The sequence below is a fragment of the Streptomyces sp. NPDC043853 genome, assembly GCF_056436025.1.
The window spans coordinates 221,690-242,390 of record NZ_JBWKDJ010000011.1; the positions used below are offsets into that span (position 1 = coordinate 221,690).

Consider the following 20,701-nt stretch of genomic DNA (forward strand, 5'->3'; position numbering starts at 1 on the left):
CCGTGTGGGCAGTCGTGCCGCTGGGGCGATGGGGGTCCCCCCTGCTCGAGCGAATTCGAGAGCTTGGGGGAGGGTGGGCACACGGCACCCCGGTCCCGCGAGGGCTCGCGCAGCCACCCCGCACCCCGGTCCGGCTGCTGTCCGGACCCCGTCCGGGCGGAGCTCCGCTCCCGGCGTGCCGGGCCCGGCGAAGCCACCGCCCTGGCCGGGCCCGAGCGCGGCTGCGGCGGAGCCGAGCCATGGCTTCGGTGGGGCGGGGGCGCAGCCCGCTGGGCGGCGTTCCGGTGTGCCCACCCGTTCCGCCCTGCGGAACGCCTGCCCACACCTCAGCGGAGGCCCGCCCACACCTCGGGCGGAGGTACCTGCCCACACCTCGGCGGGGGCCGCCCCACCGGGGCGGGAGGGCACAGCCCCGCGGAACGCCTGCCCACACCTCGGCGGAGGCCCGCCCACACCTCGGCGGAGGTACCTGCCCACACCTCGGCGGGGGCCGCCCCACCGGGGCGGGAGGGCGCAGCCCTGCGGAACGCCTGCCCACACCTCAGCGGAGGCCCGCCCACACCTCGGCGGAGGTACCTGCCCACACCTCGGCGGGGGCCGCCCCACCGGGGCGGGAGGGCGCAGCCCCGCGGAACGCCTGCCCACACCTCGGCGGAGCCGCCCGCATCTCGGGGGAGCGCGCCCCCGCACGGGGCAAGGCGCGGACCGCCCCGCGGAACGGCCGGCCGCGAGGCCGGGGTGGGCGGCGGCCGCCTCGGGAGGGTGACCGGGCCCCGCCCAGGGGGTGGCAGGATGGGGCCATGTCCGGCATCCGCGAGCTCTGGGTCCCCGCCGCCTCCGCCGAGGCGGACTGGCTGGGCGGGCTCAGCCAGGACGACGGAATCCCCGGTTTCCCGGTGTCCGGGCGGCCCGACGCCGCCTGGGTGCTGCACGCCATGTACGAGAGCGAGATCGGCCCCGGCGTGGTCTCGCACGACGAGCTGCTGCGCGCCGACATCGCGGCCGGGGACATCGAGATCCCGCTCGGCGTCGGCGGTGTGGACTTCAGCCGGCTGCCCCACGGAGTCGTCACCGGCGCCAGGCTCGGGCGGGCGGAGCGGCCGGGGCCCGGCTGGCGGCGGCTGCGCTGGTCCGAACTGGCCGAACGGACCGGCAGCCCCGTGGTCGCGGAAGGCCGGCCGCCCTCGCACCACAGCGTGCCCGACGCCTCCCTCGACGACGGCAGCTGGCCGGCCGGCATCCGGCCGCCCACCGAGGGCGGGCTGGACCGACCGACCTGGGACCGCCTCGTGGAACTGCTCACGGCCCACAGCGCGGACGGCCCGGACACCCGCTGCTTCGCCTACTTCTGCCCGTTCCTCACCCAGCGGTGGGAGGACATCCGGGCCCACCACGTGGTCGCCGGACGGCTCGGCGACGCCGGCGCCCTGTTCGACTTCCCCGGCATGGCGGGCACCCCGTCCAACGTCTGGCCGGCCGACCGGTCCTGGGTCACCTACACCGACTGGGACCTGTGGGGCACCAAGGTCGCCGGGCCGCGCCCGCTGGTCCGGGCCCTCCTGATGGACCCCGAGATCGAGGCCGTACGGCTGCCCTGGGACGCCTGACCGACGCCTGACCGACTTCTGACCGGAATTCACGGACCCGCCGCAAGCCGGGCAAACCCGGGCTGATATTCCTGGAGGGGTGACCGGAGACATCGCGGCAACCCCGCACACCCCCGCAGCACCGCGTCGTACCGACACCATCGAATCGCTGATGGCGCGCTTCCCGCTGGTTCCGCGCGAGGCCGTGATCAAGGAGGACCTGCTGCGCGGCGGCATCGCCTTCGACGAATCCGCGCTCAGCGACAACGAGTCGGGTGAGGTCAAGCCCAAGTCGTACTTCATCTTCTCCTTCGACCACCGCACCCTGCCCGAGCTCGGCGCGGCCGCCCTGCGCCGTCCGCCGGAGGAGATCGTGCTCACCGGCGGGCCGTACGACCTGCGCCGGACCGTGGTGTCGGTCCGGGTCAACCCCGCCTCCCCCTACCGGGTCGCGGCGGGCGAGGACGGCATGCTCGGGCTGTGGCTGGACGGCGCGCGGATCGCGGACGTCGGGCTGCCGCCGATGCCCGAGTACTACCGGCACAAGCTCAGCAACGGGAAGTCCGTGATGGAGGTGGCGCCCACCATCCAGTGGGGCTACCTGATCTACCTGACGGTGTTCCGGGTCTGCCAGTACTTCGGCGCCAAGCAGGAGTGCCAGTACTGCGACATCAACCACAACTGGCGCCAGCACAAGGCGGCCGGCCGCCCCTACACCGGGGTCAAGCAGCTCGACGAGATCCTCGAGGCCCTGGAGATCATCGACAAGTACGACACCACGAAGGCCTCCAAGGCGTACACCCTCACCGGCGGGGCCATCACCTCGCAGGTCGGCGGCAAGGACGAGGCGGACTTCTACGGGCAGTACGCGAAGGCCATCGAGGAGCGCTTCCCCGGCCGCTGGACCGGCAAGGTGGTCGCGCAGGCGCTGCCCCGGGAGGACGTGCAGCGCTTCTACGACTACGGCGTGCGGATCTACCACCCCAACTACGAGGTGTGGGACCGCCGGCTGTTCGAGCTGTACTGCCCCGGCAAGGAGCAGTACATCGGCCGGGACGAGTGGCACCGCCGGATCCTGGAGTCCGCCGAGGTGTTCGGCGCGCGCAACGTGATCCCGAACTTCGTGGCCGGCGTGGAGATGGCCGAGCCGTTCGGCTTCACCACGGTCGACGAGGCCATCGACTCGACCGTGGAGGGGCTGCGCTTCTTCATGTCGCGCGGGATCACCCCGCGGTTCACCACCTGGTGCCCGGAGCCGACCACTCCGCTGGGCAAGGCGAACCCGCAGGGCGCACCGCTGGAGTACCACATCCGGCTGCTCCAGGAGTACCGGGCGACCATGGAGGAGTTCGGGCTGAGCTCCCCGCCCGGATACGGCCCGTCCGGTCCGGGCCGGGCCGTGTTCTCGGTGAGCTCCTTCATGGACAGCCTGCCGGCCAACGACGAGTGATCCCGTCCGGCCCCACGCCTCACTCGTACTCCGTGCCGCCCTTGCGGGTGAGGTAGGCCGGGCTGACGGCCTTGGCGATGGCCCGCCCGCCGGTCACCGGGCTGTACCGCTCGGTGACCGGCCGGACCACCACGCCCTCACGGAGGTGGAGCTCGCGGCCCGAGACGGTCTCCCGTCCGGTGGCCAGCTCCAGGACGGCGGCCTGGTCGTACGGGCCCTCGTAGAGCCGCGGTACGAGGGGCAGCTCGCCGTCGAGCAGGTCGGCCAGCTCGTCCTGGTCCAGCCAGCGGACCCGGCCGTCGATCTCGGCGGAGACGTCGAAGGCGGCGTAACCGGGCCCGGTGGTCCGGGCGTCGGAGCCGTACACGAGGTCCTGGACCCCCGCGCCGAACACCTCGCCGAAGATCCCCACCCGGGTGGCGCCGAGCCGTCCGGCCAGCTTGGCTGCCGCCTCGGGGACGGCGTGGCCGCGGACGGCCCGCCAGTAGAGGTTGCGGTCGTCCTCCTTCAGGGCCAGGCCCTTCGCCCCGAAGCCCTTGGAGGAGACCAGCACCTGCCCGTCCTCCGCGACGTAGGTGACCAGGCAGGCCGTGCCGTGCAGCTTCTCGGTGAGGACCACCGGCTCGCCGGTCTCGAAGATGTGCGGGTAGCGCTGGAGGTTCTCGATGTCGACCCACGGCAGCAGATCGGGGGCGGAGTCCACCTCGCCGTTCATGGTGGTGGGGACCGGGGGCACCCATTTGGTGATGCCGAGCAGCTCCGCGAAGTCGGTGCCCTCCTCGACGGCGGCCTTCAGGTCCCTGCCGGCGACGGCGCGCGGCAGGCAGACCAGTCCCTGGGAGAGCTCCCCGCGCAGCCGGACGGCCTTGACCCGGTTGGCCGCGCCGCCGGCGAGCCGGCCCGTGAGCCCCAGCTCCTCGATCAACGCGTCGGGCAGGACGGCCTGTTCGGGTACGTAGAGGGCGATGTCCCCCGTGCGGTGGCGGCCCTTGGCGACGACGGCGCGGTAGAGGCCCACTTGGGCCAGTTCGAGCGCGTCGGCGTTCGGGTGCTCGTGGACGGTCAGGACTTCGGCGGTGACTTTGAAGGTCGACATTCCCCCACTCTGACCGGCGGTTTTTCGCTGGGCGAATGGATTTCGGCCTGCTACGTGACGGCGCGCCGGGAGACCCGGGCCGGGTGTGGATGCGGGCGCCACCTAACATGCCGGGGAAACCCCATCAGCCGGAGAAACCCCATGAGCCCGGGAGGCGTTCATGTCACGTCCCGTCACCGTCGTCACCGGCGGCAGCCGTGGCATCGGGGCGGCCACCTGTGTGCGGCTGGCCGCCGAAGGGCACGACCTGGCCCTCGGGTACGTCCGTGACGGCGCGGCGGCCGAAGCCACCGCGGAGGCGGTGCGGGCGGCCGGCGCGCGGTGCGCGGTGGTCCGGGTGGACACCTCCGTGGAGGCCGACGTGGAGCGGCTGTTCGACCGGGCCGCGGCCGAACTCGGGCCGGTGACCGGACTCGTCAACAACGCCGGCGTCACCGGCCCCCTGGGCCGGCTCGCGGACGCCCGGACCGAGGACCTGCGGCGGGTGGTGGAGGTGAACCTGCTCGGCTGCCTGCTGTGCTGCCGGCGTGCGGCCCGGGACATGACGGCCGCGGGCGGCGGGGCGATCGTCAACCTGTCCTCGGCGGCGGCCACCCTGGGCGCTCCCGGGGACTACGTGCACTACGCGGCGACCAAGGCGGCGACGGACGCGCTGACCGTGGGACTGGCCAAGGAGCTCGGCCCGTCGGGCATCCGGGTCAACGCGGTCGCCCCGGGGATCATCGAGACGGACATGCACGCCGCGATGGGCGATCCCGACCGGCCGGCCAAGGCCGCCGCCTCGATCCCGCTGCGGCGGCCCGGCGCGCCCGGGGAGATCGCCGCCGCGGTGGCCTGGCTGCTGTCGCCGGAGGCCTCGTACACCACGGGGACAGTGCTGCGGGTGTCCGGGGGCCGCTGACCGGGGCCCGCGCGCTCAGGGGCCGCCGAGGGCCTTGCGGGTGGCGGGGCCGAACACCCCGGCGGGGTCCTCGTGCAGGCTGCGGTCCCGCTGGAACTGGCGTACTCCGCGCTGGGTGTCCTTGTCGTAGACGCCGGTGGTGGAGACGTAGGTGAACCCCTGGCCGAAGAGCAGCTGCTGGAGGGCGCTCACCTCCGTGCCCGTGGCCCCGAGCCGGAGCGTGCCGGGCGTCTGCGGCGGGCGGGAGGGGGTGGGCTTCGCCGTGGGCGAGGCCTTGCCGGTGGCCCTGCCGCTCGGTGAGGGCGAGGCGGCGGACGGGGAAGGGGCGGAGGACCTGGCGGTGGCTCCGCCGGACGGCTCGGTCTCGGCGGACGAGCCGGCCCCGGTGCCGGGCAGGCCGGGAACGCGGCTGAGCGGCACCTGGCCCCCGGCACCGGGCCGCCGCTCCGGCTCCGCCTCGGGCGTACGCAGCAGGAAGACGAGTCCGGCCGCTCCGGCGAGCCCGGCCAGGCCGAGCACCAGCAGCGGGGTCCGGCGCACGCGCCGCGCCGCGGCCCGCCGGCGCGCCACGCGGGACCCGGTGCCGGTGTCTCCTGACCGCGGTCCGGGCGCGGAGCGGTACTCGGTCACGGGGGCGGAGGACGGTCCGGACGGCTGCTCCGGCACCGGCCCGGGTACCAGGTCGGGCGCGGGTACGTGGCCGGGCGCCGGTACGTACGCACCCCCGGGCACGGGTACGTACGCGCCCTCCGGCCCGGAGGCGTATCCGGGCTCGGCCACGGGTGCGTACCCGGACCCCGGCCCTGCCGGGGCTCTGGCGGAGGGCGTGGGGGGAGGCTCGGCGGAGGCCATGGCCGAGGGCCAGGTCGAGGCGGCGTCCGGGCCTTCCGCCCCGGCCCCGCCTTCCGGTTCGAGCGCGGGACCTGGCCAGGGCACGGGCGCGGGCTCCGCCGGGCCGGCCGCCGCCGAAGGCCAGTCGGCTTCCGTTTCGGGCCGGCCCGTGATCGGCGCGTACGGGCGCACGAGAGGGCCGTCGGGTTTGACGGCTCCGGTCTCGTCACGTTGCTGGGACACGGAGCCGCACTCTTGCGCACGCCGGAGCCGAGGTCAAACCCGCGCCCGGCCCTCACCCTCCAGGGTGTCCCGATTCCTGCCGACCTGGGCGGACTCGACCGTTCCGCTCCGGCCGTCCCGCCCACCCCGGCCGCGCCGGGTGGTCAGGATGGTGACCGCGGCCAGGAGGGTCAGGGCGGCGCCGGCGAGCGGTGCGGCCGCGGTGGAGATGCCGTCGACCACGAGTCCGCCGAGCACCGCGCCTACGGCTATGGCCAGGTTGAACATGGCCACCATCAGCGAGGAGGCGGCCTCGGTGGCCTCCGGGGCGGTCTGGTTCATCCAGTTCTGCACGCCGACGGAGACCCCTCCGTAGGCGAGCCCCCACACCACCAGCAGCACTCCCCCGGCCACCGGCGTGGTGAGCAGGGCCGTCAGCGGCAGGATCAGGGTCAGCGCGAGACTGATCACGAGCAGGGTGCGGCGCGCCTCGCGGGTGCCGGAGAGGAAGTTGCCGGCGACGCCCGCGAGGCCGTAGCCGAGCAGGAGCGTGCTGATCAGGCCGGCGTCCACGCCGGAGACGTCCTGGAGCACCGGCCGGACGAACGTGTACGCGGCGAACTGGCCGGTGACCAGGAGGAAGGTGACGATCACGCCGGCCCGTACCCCGGCGTGGCGGCGCATCAGGGAGGGCAGTTCGCCGAAGGTGACCGGCCGGGAGGACGGCAGCGGAGGCAGCAGCAGGAGCAGGGCCAGGAGGGTCAGCAGGCCGAGTCCGCCGACTCCCGCGAAGGCGGCGCGCCAGCCGCTGAGCTCGCCCAGCAGGGTGCCGGCGGGAACGCCGAGCACGGAGGCGACGGACACCCCGCCGAAGATGACCGCCATCGCCCGGCCCACCTGGCGCTCGGGGACCAGGCGCACGGCGAGCCCGCCCGCTATCGCCCAGAATCCGCCCACGCTCACGCCGGTCAGCAGCCGGGCGGCCAGCACCACGGCGAAGTTCGGGGCGGCCGCGACGGCCAGGTTGGCGGCGGCCATGAGCGCGATCAGCACGCACAGGACGCGCCGCCGGTCCCACCGTCCGGTGGACACGGTGACCAGCGGCGCGCAGACCGCGGCGACCAGGCCGGGGACGGTCACCATCAGCCCTGCCGTGCCGTCCGACACGTCGAGGTCGGCGCCCACTGGCGTGAGCAGGCCCACCGGCAGGAGTTCGGAGGTGATGAGGCAGAAGATGCTCAGGGACACCGCCAGGACGGCGGACCAGGCTCTGAGCGGGGTGGCGGGGGCGGGCGGCCGTACGGGTGTGCTCATACGCGTGCTCCACTGCGGGACGAGATCCGGCAGGACGGATCAGGTGCGGTGGACCCGGTGCGGCGGATCCGGTGTGACTGCGAACAGTCGTTCCCCTGCCCTGATTCCTCACGCGTCACTCTCAGGCGTGACGGAATGCGGCACGGGTGGGCGAGGGTACGGCATGGTGGTGCGATGCAGTTGCGCCGGGCCGCCCGCCTGACCCTCTCCCTCGCCGTCCTCCTCGCCAGTGCCGGGTGCGTGTCCGTCGGGCCCCGGGAGGTCCCGCCGGCCGGGGCCGTGACCGAGGTGCCGCCCGGCGGCGCGCCGGAGCTTGCGGCACCGGACGCTCCGGCGGTGCTGCCGCTGGGCCCGATGCCGCATCCGGAACGGGGCGGCGGACAGCCGGAACAGGACGCTCCGGAGCCCCCGGCGTCGCCGCGCACCGGGTCCCGGCCGGCGGCACCGGGGGCCGCGGCCCGGCGGCCCGTACGGCCGGGCGCGCCCCGCAAGGCCCATCCGCGGCCGCCGGCGGGCGCGCACCGGCACCTGCCGGTGCCGGGCGCCGGGGCGGGGCAGCCGTACGGCATGGAGGACGTGTGCGGGGCGGCCGACGGGGCGGTCCCGCCGTCGGTGGTGGACCTGTGCGTGGGCCAGTACGGCCGCTGACCGTCCGGCTCCGGCCGCCCCGGCCGCCCCGGCGCGGAGGGGACGGACCAGGCCTTCCAGGATGGGGACTTGACCCTCTCACCGTGTGAGGGCCTCGACTGGAGCACATCATGTTCACCATCGGAGACTTCGCCAAGCACGGCGGGGTGTCGGTCCGCATGCTGCGTCACTACGACGCCATCGGACTGCTGCCGCCCGCCCGTGTCGACCCGGCCAGCGGATACCGCTTCTACCGGGCCGACCAGCTCGCCCGCCTCAACCGCGTGATCGCGCTCAAGGACCTCGGCTTCGGCCTGCAGCAGGTGCGGGCGATCCTCGACGAAGAGGTCGGGCCCGAGGAACTGCGCGGCATGCTGCGGCTGCGCCGGGCCGAGCTGGAGACGGCGGTGATCGAGGCGGCCGCCCGGCTGGCCCGGGTCGAGACGAGGCTCCGGCTCATCGAGAGCGAGGGTTCCATGTCCACCGAGGACATCGTCCTGAAGGCCCTGCCCGCCGTGCGGCTCGCCGAGCTGACGGCCATCGCGCCGGGCTTCGAACCGGAGCAGATCGGTCCGGTCATCGGACCGCTGTTCGAGGACCTGTGCGCCCGGCTGGAGTCGGCCGGGGCCGTCCCGACCGGCCCGGGCACCGCGTACTACGAGGACGCCGGCCCGGACGGCGCGATCAGGGTGCACGCGGGGCTGCCGGTCGCCGCGGACGCGCCGGCGGCCGAGGGGGTGGAGGTGGTCGTGCTGCCCGCCGTCGAGCAGGCCGCCACGATCGTGCACCGCGGCGCGATGGACGACGTCCTGCCCGCCGCCCAGGCGCTGGCCCGGTGGATCGGCGAGAACGGCTACCGGTCCACGGCGTACGCGCGGGAGGTGACGCTGCACTACTCGGATGATCCGGCGGAGTGGGTGACGGAACTGCAGGAGCCGGTCACCGCGGCGGGCTGACCACCGCCGCGGTGACCGGGCCGCGGAGGCGGGCACGTCGCAGACCCCGGACGCGGTCCCGGACGCGGTCCCGGTCGTGTCCCCGCTCGCGGCCGCTCCGCCGGGAGCGGCGGTCCAGGGCGGCCCGGCCGCAGCGCCGCCACTCGGCCGGTGACACCCGCGCGCTCTGGGCACCGTTGGTGATCAGCGCGTTCACCGGGGTCATCGGGTCCCCGGCCGCGGCCTTCGCCAGCAGCACCCCCAGGGCCAGGGGAAGCAGTGCGGTGGCGAGGGCCCGGCCGGCCACGGTGACCTGGCGGACACGCGGCGACGGCTGCGGCCGGGTGGCGCGCGGGGCGCGGGCCCTGTCGGCGATGCGGTTCATGGGATCCATTCGACCAGCGGCACCGGGAACGGGAATCGGGGTGCGTACTCAGGCCGTTCGACACCACATACTCAGATGCGCGGGCGTACGGACGCGGAGGTGCGGGGACATGGGAACGGTGGCCGGGGACGGGGCGGAGACCGGCGCGGGAGCCGGCTCCGCGGCGGGGCCTTTCCGGGCGGCCACCGGGGACGGCCCGCCGCCCGCGCCCGGGACGGCCGACCGGCGCGCCGCGGAGGTGCGCACGGCCATCGAGGGCTTGCGGCGGATCCGCCGGCTGATGCGGACGGCGGGACCGGCCGACTGGGAACGGGAACGGCCCCTGCGGGCGGTCCCGCTGGCCCTGGAGGCGTCCGGCTTCCCGCCCTCCGCCGTCGACCCGGCAACGGGCCGCCGGAGCGCGACCGGCTACCGCACCACGCCCGGCGAGGGTCCGGGCCGGGTCCGGGTGGAGTGGGCCGGCCCGCCGGGGGGTGGCGCCGCCGACGACGAGGCCCGCCAACTGGCCGCCTGCGCCGAGGCGCTCGCGGAACTGGGCTGGCAGGCCCTCCTCTACCGCGGTCCGCGCGGCCGGCGCTTCCTGGAGGTGGAGCCGCCGCGCAGCCGGGGGTGAGGTCAGACGCCGCCGGTTCGCTCAGCACGGCCGCCGGGGTGGCGATGGCCGGGGCACGGGGGCCGGCGGCCACGAGCGCGGCCAGGGCGCGGTGGAAGGAGTCGGCGAAGGGCTCGCCGGTGAGCGCGCCGACGGTCAGGAGGGTGGCGACCAGCGCGAGGACGGCCGGTACGAAGACCCTCTGGAAGCTGCCGCGCGGACGGCGGCGAGGGCCTCGCGGAGGGTGAAGAACCCGCCGAAGGCGTAGGCGGCGGCGAAGAGCGCGGCGCGCCACCTCGGCCTGGTGAGCGGGCGCCGTGAAGGCCGCAGCGTGATCTGCGGACTCCACGACGCCCATGTCACCTCACTGGTCCGCCCGGTGCCGGCCCATGTCCGTCACCGGGGACCCGCGGACCGGCGGACCGGCGGACCGGCAGGTCAGGCGTAGTACGGGCCGGGGTGGCTCCAGGACAGGTTGCCGAAGATCCGCGGGTCCTGGACGGTCACCCTGATGTCGGTGACCTTCAGGCCGTACTGGCTCGCGGTGGTGCCCGCCGGGCAGCTGATCTTCTCCGCCGGGAAGTTCAGGTAGAAGTGCGGGCCGAAGTCGCCCGGGTTGTTGCGGTGCTGGGAGAGCACGTAGCCGGCGTCGGCGTAGTAGTAGGTACTGGGCAGCGTCGACTGCCGGGTGCGGACGACCACGTCGTCCTTGTGGTCGAACCCGCCGTCGGGGCGGACGCAGCGGAAGGTGCGGGCCGTATCGGCGGACGCCTGGAACCAGACTCCGCTGGGCCACTCGTCGCCCTCGAACTTGGGCAGGCCGCGGACCCCGTGCAGGGTCACGGCCAGCTGGAATCCCCCGCAGCCGGGCGTGCCGTAGTACTCGTGGTACTTCAGCAGGCACTGGCGCGGCCCCTGGATGGCCGTCGGGTCGGGGTCGTACGGCTGGGGCACGACGGCCCGGTAGAGCTTGAAGTCGGCCGAGATCCCGCCCGGTGTCGCCGCCGGGACCTCGAAGCCCTGCGAGGCACGGGCGGCGCCCGGGCCGGTCAGCACGAGTGCCGTACCGGCCAGTAACGCCAGGAGCAGTCGGGTCAGGTGTGCGGGCATGCGGAAGCGTGCCGTGCGCGTCATGTGCGGTGGTTCCCCCCTGGGCCGCGGGCGCGGCCCGACGCAGGGAACGGTAGCCACGGAAGCACACGTTCACCCCCGAATCCGGCGAACGGCCGCCCGACTCCGGGAGGTCTCCCCCGGATGCACGGACGGGGTGCGGGAACCTCCCGCACCCCGTCCGGTGCGCGCGTACGTCAGCCGGCCGGGGCGGCTACGGGCCGAAGGTGAGGGTCAGCTGCGGGGTGCCCTCGTTCGCCGCGGCTTCCGAGGACCACAGCCACAGGGCGTCCGTGCCGGCCCCGGTCAGCGCCAGGCCGTAGCCGCCGCCGAGGGCGGCCGACACCGCCGCCGTGTTCAGGGCGGTGGTGTGCACGGCCGAGCCGTCCGGGATGCCCGCGAAGGTGCCCAGCGCCGGGGCACCGAGCGAGGGGCGGTTGTCGTACGTGGTGCCCGCCTCCGTCCACGCCCCGGTGACCGGGACCACGGACAACGTGTCGGCGGTCCCCGCGCCCGCCATGGTGCTGGTCTTCACGCTCAGCGTGGCCGACTTGAGCACCGTCCCGGCCGGTGCGGCCGGCAGGTTGAACCGCAGGTAGGAGGCGTAGAGTGCGCTGCCGCGGACGGCCAGCGAGCCGGAGGCGCCGTAGTTGGTGCCCGGGGCGCCCGCGTTGGCGTAGGTGTCCTCGGCCGCGGTGACCCGGGTGACCGTGTTCGCCGGGGCCTTGGCCAGGCTGAAGTGGTTCTGCACCTGGGCCGCGGTCAGCACGGTCGGGTAGACGGCCGTCTCGTCCAGCTGTCCGGCGAAGAACTCGCTGGTGGGGCGGTCCGGCCAGCCGCCGAGGCTGTCGCCGCCGGCCCGCCAGTACCCTGCGAAGTTCTCGTGGGTGGTGACGTTCAGGGTGCCCTTCTGCACGCCGTCCACGTACAGCGCCATGCCCGCCGGACCCTGGGTCGCGACCACGTGGTGCCAGGCGTTGTCGTTGTAGCGGTCGGTGCCGCCGGTCGTGATGGTCCGGGTGGCTCCGGTGTACACGCCGAAGACGAGCCGGCCGTCATTGGTCATGTACAGGTGCTTGTCGTACTGGCTGCTGCCCCGTTCGGTGTTGTTGCCGAAGCCCAGGAGCTTGCCGCCGCGGGTGGTGCCGGTCCTCACCCAGGTCTCCAGGGTGTAGGCGCTGCCGACGGTGGTCCGCCGGTCGCTGTACACCTTGTTGTCCGTCCCGTTGAAGCCGATGGCGGTGCTCGGCCCGGTGACGGCCGCCGGGGTCTGCCGCAGGGCGGGCGCGTTGTGGTGGACGCCGCTGGTGTCGCCGCCGTCGGAGGAGTCCGCGACGTACGGAAGGACGGACTCGTCCCAGCGCCAGTACAGCCGGGCGCCGTCCGAGCGGACCCGGTCGGGGTACGCCTCCGGGGCGGCGGGGACGGTCACCGGGGCGGTGGCCGACAGGGCGCTGGTGTTGCCGGCCGCGTCGGTGGCGGTGACCCGGTAGGTGTAGGTCTGCCCGGCGGTGACGGTGGTGTCCGTCCAGGAGGCCTGGGGGCGGCGGAAGAACAGCGAGTCGGCCTCGACGGTGGCGATCGGGGTCGCGGCGCCGTTGCGGTAGACGCGGTACGTCAGCCGGCTGTCGTCGGCGTCGAGGCTGGTGCGCCAGCGGACCTGGACCTGGCCGGGCCGGAAGCTGACGGCGCTCGCGGCGGGCGTGGTGGGCGCGCCGGTGTCCCCGGTGGAGGCGAAGCGGGTGAGGCTCTGCTGGGCCGCGCCGTTGACGGTGGTGAACTCGCCGCCCACCCACAGGTACCGGACACCGCCCTTGGAGCCGACGGACATCACCCGCGGGCCGATGCCCTCGCCGATGCCGTCATTGGTGTCCGGGGCCCAGCCGAGCTTGCCGACACTGGTGGTGGGCTGGGCGAGCAGGTGGTAGCGGCGGCCGTCGGGGAACTCGCCGACGCTGGAGCAGTCGTGCGCGTGCGAGGCGCTGTACAGCACCGACTCGTACGGCAGGACGGCCTGGGTGGCGCCGAGGCAGGTGTCGCGCCAGCGCTGGTTGTAGTCGCCCAGGTTCAGGGCGATCCGGCCGTCGAAGACGCCACCGCCGGTGCCCTCGTTGGCGGTGTAGAAGCCGGTGGCGTCGGTGGCGATGTCCTTGACCACCGACCGGGTCTCGATGAACCCGGGGTAGGCCTTGGTGAGGGTGCCGGTGCCGGCGTCGACCACGGCGAGCGCGTGCGTGTCGGTGCCGTTGACGGTGAAGAAGTCGCCGCCGAGGAGGACCTTGCTGCCGTCCGGGGTGACCTCGACGGCCCGGCCGGGTTCGTCGGCGTCGGCCCGGAACGGGCGCAGGGCCCCGTCGGACGCGGCGACGGCGGCGAACCGCCCCCGCGGCTGCCCGGCGACGGTCAGGAAGTCGCCTCCGGCGTAGACGGTGTCGCCGGTGACGGCGAGGGCCCGGACGGTGGCGGTGAAGGCGGGCCGGAAGGACGCCTTCGGGGTGCAGGTGGCCGTGTCGATGGCGGCGAGGCTGCTGACCGGGGTGCCGTTGACCGCACCGAAGTAGCCGCCCGCGTACAGGGTCTTCTTGTCGGGTGAGAGGGCCAGCGCACGGACCGTGGCCGTGCCGCCGGCCACGGTGAAGGACAGTGCGCAGGAGGTGGGCGCGCCGGTGGCGGCGTCCAGGGCGGTGAAGTTGAGCGCGGACCGCTCGGTGCCGCCGGACCCGGCGGGCGGCCGGATGGTGGAGAAGGTGCCGCCCGCGTAGACGGTCCCGTTCGCCTCGGCGAGGGCCCAGACGACGCCGTTCGGCTGCCAGGTGGGCAGCGGGTCGGCGGTGAAGGACACCGGCGGTGTGATCGCCGCGGCCTCGGGCACGGAGCCGAGCCCGAGGCCCGCTCCGGCGCCGGCCACGGAGAGGACGACGGCGGCGGTGAGCCACCTGGTTCTGCGCATGTACCCCCCAGTCGCGGTGCGATCGGCCGTACGCGCGACTGTGCGCCCGTACGACATGCGTACGGGCGCACAATAGGGCTACCGGCCGTCCCCGGCACCCGTCTTGGCCGATTGTCTTCCCTGGGTGGCGACAATCGGAGCGGTCGGCGGAGCGATCGGCGGAGCAGCCGTGGGAGCAGCTGTCGGAGCGGCCGGAAGCCGCGTGCCGCGCGCCGTGAGGCGGGCCAGGAGGCCCGCGCGGTGGCGGGGGTCGGCGGCCGGTCCGATCACGGTCCAGGCCATGGCCAGACCGCCGTCCAGGACGGCCCGGTCGGCCGCGTCGGTGATGCCGTACCGCGTGAACTCCGGGTTGTGCATGATCGCGTCGCCGCAGTCGTAGCCGATCACCGGGTGGATCGTCGGGACCAGGTGGGAGACGTTGCCCATGTCGGTGGAGCCGCCGCACACGGTCGGATCCACGTCGTGGACCCGGCGGCCGAGGTCGCGGGCCGCGGCCAGGTACTGCCGGCCGATGTCGAAGTCCTGGCGGAGGGCGAGGGAGAGCAGGTAGCCGGCGGCCATCAGCAGGGAGCCGGCGACCAGGGTGAGCCGGTCGGAGACGGTGGCGGCGACGGCGGGGGCGATCAGCGCGCCCAGGGCCAGGGCCAGCAGGTTGGGCACCATGGCCAGGGCGATGGCGAAGGGGTCCAGGCCGAGGCCGTAGCCGGTCTCGGCGGGGCTGGTGCCCAGGAACACTGGGTTGGCGACCTGCAGGCCGAGCATGCAGAAGGTGAAGGTGAGGGTCACCAGGGAGACGGCGACCACGTTGCGGTGGCGGAACATCCGTACGTCGATCATCGGCTCGGGGGTACGGAGTTCGCCCCTCACCCACAGGGCGCTGACGAGCACGCCGCCGGCCAGGCAACCGAAGGTACGGGGCCCGGTCCACTCCCAGCCGGGGGTGCCGCCGAGCCCGAGGCCGAGCATGAGGGCCACCAGTCCCAGGCAGAGCAGGACGCCGCCGGCCCAGTCGACGCGGCCGCCGGGACGGTGGGCCGACTCGGGCAGCAGCGGCCAGGTGACGGCCAGCGCCAGGGAGGTGGCCACGGCGGGGACCCACAGGGCGGCGGTGGGGCTGTCCACGGAACGGGCCACCAGACCGCTGGCGACCAGACCGAGAGAGAGGCCGCCGACCAGGGCGGCGACCATGATGGCGATGCCGCGGCGGCTCTCGGCGCCGTTGTGGGGGCGTGGGCGCGGTTGCGGAGGATGCCGACGAGCAGGGGGAAGAAGCCGGCGAAGGCGCCCTGCAGGATCTGGCCGAGGAGCGCCATGCCGAAGGAGCGGCTGAAACCGACGAGGACCGATCCGAGCAGCACGATCGCCAGGTTCCAGCGGAGCACCCGGCGGTGGCCGTGGAGGTCGCCCATGCGCGAGAGCACCGGCGTGAACGCGACGCTGGCCAGCAGGTTCGCGATGCTGATCCAGTTCAGGTCGGCGGCCGTGACCTTCACGGTGTCGGTCAGCCCGCACAGGAGCGGGGAGAGGAAGCCCTGGGTGATCCCGCTGGACAGTTCGACGAGCGCGAAGGAGGCGATCACGGCCGCGGCCGGGGTCGCCCGCACGGCGGCGTGCCGTCTGACGGTGTCCGTGGGGGCAGCGGTGTCCGTCATACGTACCACCTCGTTCGGGGAATGGCCTCGCGGGCCGGGCAGGAAGGGGGCGGACCGCCCCGGAGATCCTGACGAGGCCGTGCTCGACTCCATGGAGCTCGCCTGTCCGGAGGCCCGGGCCGAGGAATAGCCGAAATCCGCACGGCGCCGGAGGGGTTTCTTCCGACCGGCAGCGGACACTGGAGGGACGGGGGGCCCTGAACGGAGGCCGTCGTGAGCACACCTTCCCCCACCCGCATCGCCGCCGTGCTGTCGACCGAACACCGCGGGCGGCTCATGTCCTTCGCCCATGAGGTCAATTTCCCCGAGGGCGCCCGCCTCTTCGAGGAGGGCCGACGGGCGGACTCGTTCTGGATCGTCCGGTCCGGGACGGTCACGCTGGAGCTGCCGGTGCCCGAGCGCCGGCCGGCCGTCATCGAGAGCCTCGGCCCCGGCGAACTGGTCGGCTGGTCCTGGCTGTTCCCGCCCTACGTGTGGCAGCTCAGCGCCGAGGCGATGACCCCGGTGCGGGCGTACGAGTTCGACGGGGAGACGGTACGGATGCAGATGGACGCCGATCCGGCGTTCGGCTCCGCCGTCGGACACTGGGTGGCCCGGGTCCTGGCCCACCGCCTCCAGCAGACCAGGACCCGGCTCCTGGACCTGTACCTGCCGCGCACCAGCAGCTTCGGCTGAGGACCGACACCGGCACCCCTGGCCCCGTCGGCCGCAGGGCGTTGACGGGGCCGGGGGCCGCGCCCTCGCGGTCCGGGGCAGAGCAGACCGGCATACAGGCGGACCGGCATACGGGCATGCCGACACAGCGGCACGGTCGGGCGGGCCCTGCTCCAGGGGGTGCGGCCCGGTGCGGATCGGCCGATTCCGAACGCGGCTCCGCCGCAGGTCGCAGCCACGGCACCGCCACGGACTGCGCACACGCGGTCACGAAAGGTGACGCGAATTCGTACGTGTGAGCGGCGGCCGGGGCCAACTTGAGCAAGACTCCTGTCCGTTATCCGGAACCAAGATCCGAGGAGTGTTCGCAATGCGATCCATCACGCGCAGCCTGGCCTTCGCGTCCACCGCCCTGGCGATGACGGTGTTCGCCTCGCTGGCCTGGTCCGGGCCGGCGGGCGCCGCGCCGTCCGGGGCGGAGCGCCTGTACGCCCCCTCCGCGCTGGTGCTCGACATCACCGCCGGGGAGAACGCCGACGAGGGGACGATCCTGCGGGCGGTCACCCTGTCCTGTTCCCTGAGCCCGACCGGGACGCACCCGGACCCGGCGGCAGCCTGTGCCGAACTGCGGGCCGCCGGAGCCGAGTTCGAGGCGATCACGGACGCCGGACAGGAGCTCGCCTGCACCCGCGAATGGGACCCGGTGACGGTGACGGCGACGGGCGTCTGGGAGGGCCGCCGGGTGAGCTACGAGCACACCTTCGCCAACCGCTGCGGTCTGCGCAACGGCAGCGGTGCCGTGTTCTCGTTCTGACCGGACCCCGCCAGGGAACCGGGCGACCGGAGACCGGGGGCCGAGGGGCCCGTGGTGGGAAACCGGGGGCCGGGCGGCCCGCCGCGCACCCGGCGGGCCGCCGTGGTGTCCGGCCCCCTCAGCCCAGTTCGAGGCTGGTCACCCCGTAGATCCCGGCCAGTTCCACGTCGGGCGCGGGCCCGGTGTACATCCGTGCGGCCTCGAACGTGGGCACCATACCCAGCTGTTGCACCAGGGCGGTGGCGGCCGGGTTCGCGTCCGGTACGTCCACCACCACGGGCCCGCCGGCCCGCTCCGCCAGGCCGTGGAGGAGGGCGGCGGCGATGCCGGGCGTCGCGGCGTAGAGCGGTCCGATCCGGGAGGCTCCGCTGCACGGCCGGATCACACCGAGCCCCTCCAGCCGGCCGTCGCGGACCACCGCGAGGCCGGTGCGTCCGGGCAGCCCGGTCCAGGCGGCCAGGAAGGCGTCGCGGGCCTCGGGGAAGAACCGCCGGTCGTAGGCGGCGAGCAGGGCGAACGGGAGCGCGGCCGCGTCGACGACCTGGACTCCGGTCCCGAGGTCGGCCCGGTCCGCGGAGCCCTGCGGCACTCCTTCGTACCGGACGTTGTTCCACGCCGGAAGGAACCCGGACTTGCGGTAGTTGTCCTGCTGTTCCACCACCCCGTCGAGGCCGACCAGCCGGCCGTCGAGCCGCTCCATGCCGGCCCGCCACAGCCGGATGCCGTGGCCCTGGCCGCGGAACTCGGGCCGGGCGATGTAGAACCCGATGAAGCCGAAGCCCGAGCCGTAGCGCACCGCCGAGATACAGGCCGCCGGCTTCCCGTCGAGCCTCCCGATCAGGAAGCCCTCCGGGTCGGCGACCGCGAACGCGAACCGGTCGGTCTCGCCGGGGTTCCAGCCCTCCTCGTCGGCCCACGCGGTGAACAGTGCCATGTCTGCGGCGCTCGCGCCGGAGATCTCCAGTCCCGTCATGCGGGGTGTTGTACCAGATGCCGCCGGGGCCTCCGGCGGGTTCCGGCCTCGCTGCCCCGGGCGGGGTCAGTGCCCGCCGCGGGGCTCGATGCAGCCGCCCTCCATGTACTGGCCGTGCGCCTCCACCTTGGGCGGGGTGCCCAGGTACCCGGTGACGCAGGGGCCCGCGCCGGGCACGGAGAAGGCGAAGCCGAGGGCCCCGCCGGAGGTGAACACCTCGTCCTCGGTCGCCGGGTAGCCGAGGGCCTCCAGGGCCTTCCGCAGGCCCTCCTCGGTCGTGGGAGCCGTCTTCCCGGCGCCGACCAGGCCCTTGGTGATCCGCGCGGCGTGCGCGCCGCCCCGGCACTCGGCCTCCGGGGACAGCCTGGCCTGCGTCTTGTAGCCGTGGTTCTCCGCGTACTTGGCGGCCTCGGGATCCACCGGCTCCGTCGCGCGGGGACTGCCGGAGGGGCGCGCGGAGGCCACCGCGTCCTTGCAGCGGGCCACGATGTCGGGGAACTTCCGGTCGTGCTCCTGCTTCCCCGCCGCCGCTCGCGCCTCCGCCTCCCGTACGTAGTCGGGGGTCGCGGAGGCGCCCGACCCGGCACCGCTCCTGGTCGTACCGCAGGCGGTGAGGGCGAGCGCACCCGCCAACAGGGCGGCGAGGGCGGGTCCATGAGTGCGGCGGCGGTTCAACTCGGTTCTCCCGGTGCGGTGGAGGAGCAAGGGGAACCGATTTTGCACGAAGGCACCGACAGCCCGCCTGAGTACCCCTACTCAGATGTGCCGGGGCGTGCGCTCCGGCGGGGGCGGCCGAGGTTCACCCGTCCGTGGCGGGCGCGCCGGTTAGGGGCCCGCCGCGGTGAGGCATGCTCCCAGCGGATGCGGAGCGGAGCCGGGCGAGGGGGACGCGGTGCTGGCCGAGACACGTGCGGCGCGGCAGGTGGCGGCGGTGTTCTACGGACTGGTGCTGGCGGGCGGTGCCGGGCCGGCCACCGCCTCGGCCCTGCTGGTCCCGCTGCCCGGGGCGCTGGCCGCCGGGCTCGGACTGCTGGCGGGCGCGGCCGGCACCATGGGGCTGACCCAGCGGTTCGCCACGGCCGGCCGGGAGTTGCGCGGCCTGCTCGGATCCGTCGCGGCCGTCTGGACCGCGACCGCGGCACTGCTCCTGGCCGTACTCGCCCGGTAGCGCGGCTGCCGGTGGCGCGGCCGGGGCGGCGCCGCCCGGGCGGCGGCGCGGTCCGGGCGGCGGCGCGGTCCGGGCCCGGCAGGCGCCCGGATGACGGCCCGCAAATGCGCTCGCCCTGGCGGCACGGAAGTCCGTACAGTCCCCGCATGGGAAAGCCGCTCGTCGCCCTGCTCAGCGGGGCCGGAATGTCCACCGACTCAGGGATCCCCGATTACCGCGGGCCCAATGGCCTGTGGCGGCGGGAGCCCGACGCCGAGAAGCTGGTCACCTACGACTCCTACATGGCCGATCCGGAGATCCGGCGGCGGTCCTGGCTGATGCGCGCGGAGATCGGCGCGCTCGGCGCGAAGCCCAATGCCGCCCATGTCGCGGTGGCCGAGCTGGAGCGCGGCGGCACCCCGGTCCGGGTGCTCACGCAGAACGTGGACGGGCTGCACCAGCTCGCCGGACTGCCGGACCGGAAGGTGTTCGAGCTGCACGGCACCGCCCGGGCCGTGGTCTGCACCCGCTGCCACGTCCGGTCCGGGATGGACGAGGCGCTGGCCCGGGTGGCCGCCGGCGAGCCCGATCCCGCCTGCACCGCCTGCGGCGGCATCCTGAAGGCGGCCACCGTGATGTTCGGCGAACGGCTCGACCCGGAGGTGCTCGCGCAGGCCATGGCCGTGGCCAAGGGCTGCGAGATCTTCATCGCGGTCGGGACCACCCTCCAGGTGCAGCCGGCCGCGTCGCTCGCCGGGATCGCCGCGGAGCACGGGGCGCGGCTGATCATCGTCAACGCCGAGGAGACCCCGTACGACCCCCTCGCCGAGGAGGTCGTACGCGAGCCGATCGGGACCGCGCTGCCGGCCCTGCTGAAGCGGATCGCGACCGGGCGCGGGGCGTAGGGCGATCGGGCCGCAGCGCCCGACCGCCGGCCCGGCCGGGCTACTCCTCGCCGTCCGCCGCCCGGCGCATCGCCGCCACGTCGAGCTTCTTCATCTGCATCATGGCCCGGGTGGCCCGGCCCGCGCGCTCCGGGTCCGGGTCGCTGAGCAGCTCGATCGCCCCGGCGGGAATGACCTGCCAGGACACCCCGAACCGGTCCTTCACCCAGCCGCAGACGACCTCCTGGCCGCCGCCCGAGGTGAGGGCGTCCCAGTAGTAGTCGGCCTCCGCCTCGTCGGCACAGTGGATCTGGAACGAGATCGCCTCGTTGAAGGTGAACTCGGGGCCGCCGTTGAGGGCGACGAACTTCTGCCCGTTGATCTCGAACTCGATGACCATGACCGATCCGGGCTCACCGGGGCCCGCGTCGGTGTAGCGGCCGACGCGGCCGCGCGCGCCGTCCTTGAACACCGACAGGTAGTAGTCGACGGCGGCCTCCGCCTTTCCGTCGAACCACAAGCACGTGGTGAAACCGCTGCTGCTCATCTCTGCCTCCAGGCACGGGGGGGTCTCCCCC

Annotated in this window: 21 protein-coding genes and 1 pseudogene; 11 read left to right on the forward strand and 11 right to left on the reverse strand. The window is 74.5% G+C overall.

The window, feature by feature from the left end; translation table 11 throughout:
- Positions 1-800 precede the first annotated feature (800 nt).
- Together AC067U_RS26925 and AC067U_RS26930 are read left to right on the forward strand one after the other, a co-directional pair.
- On the forward strand, positions 801-1,607 hold the full coding sequence (locus AC067U_RS26925) for a hypothetical protein (RefSeq protein ID WP_478832349.1): 807 nt from the start codon (positions 801-803) through the stop codon (positions 1,605-1,607).
- A gap of 151 nt (positions 1,608-1,758) precedes the next feature.
- Positions 1,759-3,036: a radical SAM protein gene (locus AC067U_RS26930; RefSeq protein ID WP_478832418.1), complete on the forward strand. Its 1,278-nt coding sequence runs from the start codon at positions 1,759-1,761 to the stop codon at positions 3,034-3,036.
- 19 nt (positions 3,037-3,055) lie between these two features.
- On the opposite strand, the gene AC067U_RS26935 is transcribed toward AC067U_RS26930, so the two are convergent.
- Positions 3,056-4,132, reverse strand: a complete 1,077-nt coding sequence (locus AC067U_RS26935; protein WP_478832350.1) for an RNA ligase (ATP) — start codon at positions 4,130-4,132, stop codon at positions 3,056-3,058.
- 160 nt (positions 4,133-4,292) lie between these two features.
- Between AC067U_RS26935 and AC067U_RS26940 the strand changes: the two genes are divergently transcribed.
- Complete coding sequence (locus AC067U_RS26940; protein WP_478832351.1) at positions 4,293-5,033, forward strand: SDR family NAD(P)-dependent oxidoreductase; 741 nt, start codon at positions 4,293-4,295, stop codon at positions 5,031-5,033.
- A gap of 15 nt (positions 5,034-5,048) precedes the next feature.
- Here AC067U_RS26940 and AC067U_RS26945 read toward each other — a convergent pair whose 3' ends face one another.
- Both AC067U_RS26945 and AC067U_RS26950 read right to left on the reverse strand, forming a co-directional pair.
- Positions 5,049-6,107, reverse strand: coding sequence for a peptidoglycan-binding domain-containing protein (locus AC067U_RS26945; RefSeq protein ID WP_478832352.1), 1,059 nt, complete (start codon positions 6,105-6,107; stop codon positions 5,049-5,051).
- Positions 6,108-6,140: 33 nt separating this feature from the next.
- Positions 6,141-7,400 carry an MFS transporter gene (locus tag AC067U_RS26950; protein ID WP_478832353.1) on the reverse strand — a complete coding sequence of 420 codons (1,260 nt, stop codon included), beginning with the start codon at positions 7,398-7,400 and terminating at the stop codon, positions 6,141-6,143.
- 174 nt (positions 7,401-7,574) lie between these two features.
- Here AC067U_RS26950 and AC067U_RS26955 point away from each other — a divergent pair, with 174 nt between their 5' ends.
- Positions 7,575-8,048, forward strand: coding sequence for a hypothetical protein (locus AC067U_RS26955; RefSeq protein WP_478832354.1), 474 nt, complete (start codon positions 7,575-7,577; stop codon positions 8,046-8,048).
- A 110-nt stretch (positions 8,049-8,158) separates the two neighbouring features.
- Positions 8,159-8,983 carry a MerR family transcriptional regulator gene (locus tag AC067U_RS26960; RefSeq protein ID WP_478832355.1) on the forward strand — a complete coding sequence of 275 codons (825 nt, stop codon included), beginning with the start codon at positions 8,159-8,161 and terminating at the stop codon, positions 8,981-8,983.
- On the opposite strand, the gene AC067U_RS26965 is transcribed toward AC067U_RS26960, so the two are convergent.
- On the reverse strand, positions 8,967-9,347 hold the full coding sequence (locus AC067U_RS26965) for a hypothetical protein (protein WP_478832356.1): 381 nt from the start codon (positions 9,345-9,347) through the stop codon (positions 8,967-8,969). The two genes, AC067U_RS26960 and AC067U_RS26965, sit on opposite strands and share 17 nt — an antisense overlap.
- Before the next feature lie 109 nt (positions 9,348-9,456).
- Here AC067U_RS26965 and AC067U_RS26970 point away from each other — a divergent pair, with 109 nt between their 5' ends.
- Positions 9,457-9,960, forward strand: coding sequence for a hypothetical protein (locus AC067U_RS26970; protein ID WP_478832357.1), 504 nt, complete (start codon positions 9,457-9,459; stop codon positions 9,958-9,960).
- 417 nt (positions 9,961-10,377) lie between these two features.
- Here AC067U_RS26970 and AC067U_RS26975 read toward each other — a convergent pair whose 3' ends face one another.
- The 4 genes and pseudogenes from AC067U_RS26975 to AC067U_RS26990 all read right to left on the reverse strand — a co-directional run.
- Positions 10,378-11,073 carry a hypothetical protein gene (locus AC067U_RS26975; protein ID WP_478832358.1) on the reverse strand — a complete coding sequence of 232 codons (696 nt, stop codon included), beginning with the start codon at positions 11,071-11,073 and terminating at the stop codon, positions 10,378-10,380.
- A gap of 190 nt (positions 11,074-11,263) precedes the next feature.
- On the reverse strand, positions 11,264-13,999 hold the full coding sequence (locus AC067U_RS26980) for a DNRLRE domain-containing protein (protein ID WP_478832359.1): 2,736 nt from the start codon (positions 13,997-13,999) through the stop codon (positions 11,264-11,266).
- Between the two features lie 78 nt (positions 14,000-14,077).
- Positions 14,078-15,187, reverse strand: coding sequence for a hypothetical protein (locus tag AC067U_RS26985; RefSeq protein WP_478832360.1), 1,110 nt, complete (start codon positions 15,185-15,187; stop codon positions 14,078-14,080).
- A gap of 113 nt (positions 15,188-15,300) precedes the next feature.
- A pseudogene (locus AC067U_RS26990) lies at positions 15,301-15,504 on the reverse strand (MFS transporter); the annotation flags it as partial.
- Here AC067U_RS26990 and AC067U_RS26995 point away from each other — a divergent pair.
- From AC067U_RS26995 to AC067U_RS27005, 3 genes are all read left to right on the forward strand, one after another.
- Complete coding sequence (locus AC067U_RS26995) at positions 15,407-15,781, forward strand: hypothetical protein (RefSeq protein ID WP_478832422.1); 375 nt, start codon at positions 15,407-15,409, stop codon at positions 15,779-15,781. The pseudogene AC067U_RS26990 and the gene AC067U_RS26995 sit on opposite strands and share 98 nt — an antisense overlap.
- A gap of 83 nt (positions 15,782-15,864) precedes the next feature.
- Positions 15,865-16,326, forward strand: a complete 462-nt coding sequence (locus tag AC067U_RS27000) for a Crp/Fnr family transcriptional regulator (protein WP_478832361.1) — start codon at positions 15,865-15,867, stop codon at positions 16,324-16,326.
- A gap of 349 nt (positions 16,327-16,675) precedes the next feature.
- On the forward strand, positions 16,676-17,119 hold the full coding sequence (locus AC067U_RS27005; RefSeq protein WP_478832362.1) for an SSI family serine proteinase inhibitor: 444 nt from the start codon (positions 16,676-16,678) through the stop codon (positions 17,117-17,119).
- A 118-nt stretch (positions 17,120-17,237) separates the two neighbouring features.
- Here AC067U_RS27005 and AC067U_RS27010 read toward each other — a convergent pair whose 3' ends face one another.
- Both AC067U_RS27010 and AC067U_RS27015 read right to left on the reverse strand, forming a co-directional pair.
- Entirely contained in the window at positions 17,238-18,092 is an 855-nt protein-coding gene (locus AC067U_RS27010; RefSeq protein WP_478832363.1) for a GNAT family N-acetyltransferase, read from the reverse strand.
- 66 nt (positions 18,093-18,158) lie between these two features.
- Positions 18,159-18,767 (reverse strand): hypothetical protein, encoded by a 609-nt coding sequence (locus AC067U_RS27015; RefSeq protein WP_478832364.1) that lies wholly within the window; start codon positions 18,765-18,767, stop codon positions 18,159-18,161.
- Positions 18,768-18,984: 217 nt separating this feature from the next.
- Here AC067U_RS27015 and AC067U_RS27020 point away from each other — a divergent pair, with 217 nt between their 5' ends.
- Both AC067U_RS27020 and AC067U_RS27025 read left to right on the forward strand, forming a co-directional pair.
- A complete protein-coding gene (locus AC067U_RS27020; protein WP_478832365.1) occupies positions 18,985-19,260 on the forward strand; it encodes a hypothetical protein in 276 nt (91 codons plus the stop codon).
- Between the two features lie 146 nt (positions 19,261-19,406).
- Complete coding sequence (locus tag AC067U_RS27025; RefSeq protein WP_478832366.1) at positions 19,407-20,144, forward strand: SIR2 family NAD-dependent protein deacylase; 738 nt, start codon at positions 19,407-19,409, stop codon at positions 20,142-20,144.
- Positions 20,145-20,184: 40 nt separating this feature from the next.
- Here the strand turns inward: AC067U_RS27025 and AC067U_RS27030 are convergent, their stop codons facing one another.
- Positions 20,185-20,670: a VOC family protein gene (locus tag AC067U_RS27030; protein ID WP_478832367.1), complete on the reverse strand. Its 486-nt coding sequence runs from the start codon at positions 20,668-20,670 to the stop codon at positions 20,185-20,187.
- Between the last annotated feature and the right edge of the window lie 31 nt (positions 20,671-20,701).